Raw genomic sequence first — 909 nt, 5'->3', positions numbered from 1 at the left:
ACCGCGCGGGTCCGCCCACCCGGCCGCGTTGCGGGTCGCCGCACACATCCCCGTGCGGCTCGCCATGCAAGTACCAGGTCGGCGTGCGTATGTGCACACTCGCGCGCGGTGCCCGCGCATCGGCTCGGCCCGGCCGCTAGCGGTGCTCGACGACCGACCGGGTCACGTGGCGTTGTCCTCGGCGAGGGTGTGGGCGACGAGGGCGTTGGCGTGGCCGTGCCCCATGCCGTGCTCGGTCTTGAGCCAGGACACGAGTTCCATGTGCTTGGTCAGGGGCGAGGAGCGGACGAGATCCTTCCACTCCGCGATCGGCCGACCGTACTTCTGCTCGATCGACGGGAAGTAACCGGCAGGGCCTTTCACGGCGTCGGTCATCTCGGCGTGCTCCTGTTCTCCGTGTGCGTGGTGACCACGATCCTGGCACCCGCCTCCGACATGCGGTTGCCGGACGGGACGACCGACTCACGGCGGGGGCGACGCGCCCGGTGTCCGATTCGTTCAAGACGCGGCGACGCCGGACGCTTAGCGTCGACGCCATGTTGATCACGGACGACACGATCGAGCGGGCCGGACGATTCCTCTGGACGTCGGGACGGGTTTTGGAACAGCGCCGCTTCGTCCATCTGTTCGGCGCCCAGGGCGTCCAGGGCGTCAGTGACGTCGAGGGTTCGGAGGTCGAGCACGCCCCCGACGGCGTGCTCGCCGCACTCCGCGCCTACCAAACCCCGGACGGGGCCTACGCGTACGGTCTGGAGCCCGACGTGCGCGGACCCCTTCCGCAACCGGCCACGCTGCGCGCCGCGATGCCGATCCTGGCCGAGACCGACGCGCTGCACGGCCCGGACGTGGCCAGGCTCTGCGACTGGCTCGCGAGCGTGGCCGGTGAGGGCGGCGGGGTGCCGCCGGCGC

Annotated in this window: 1 protein-coding gene and 1 pseudogene; one reads left to right on the top strand and one right to left on the bottom strand. The window is 71.3% G+C overall.

Features of this window, described 5'->3' with window-relative positions; all coding sequences use genetic code 11:
* Positions 1-162: 162 nt before the first annotated feature.
* Positions 163-375 (bottom strand): DUF4287 domain-containing protein, encoded by a 213-nt coding sequence (locus GT354_RS15420; RefSeq protein ID WP_161356884.1) that lies wholly within the window; start codon positions 373-375, stop codon positions 163-165.
* Positions 376-536: 161 nt separating this feature from the next.
* Between GT354_RS15420 and GT354_RS15415 the strand changes: the two are divergent.
* Positions 537-909 (top strand): annotated as a pseudogene (locus tag GT354_RS15415) (hypothetical protein); the annotation flags it as partial.

Source organism: Streptomyces sp. SID3343 (assembly GCF_009865215.1).
Taxonomy (GTDB): Bacteria; Actinomycetota; Actinomycetes; order Streptomycetales; family Streptomycetaceae; genus Embleya.
The sequence above is the reverse complement of the archived record's forward strand: the minus strand, read 5'-3'. Positions and strand labels throughout refer to the sequence as shown.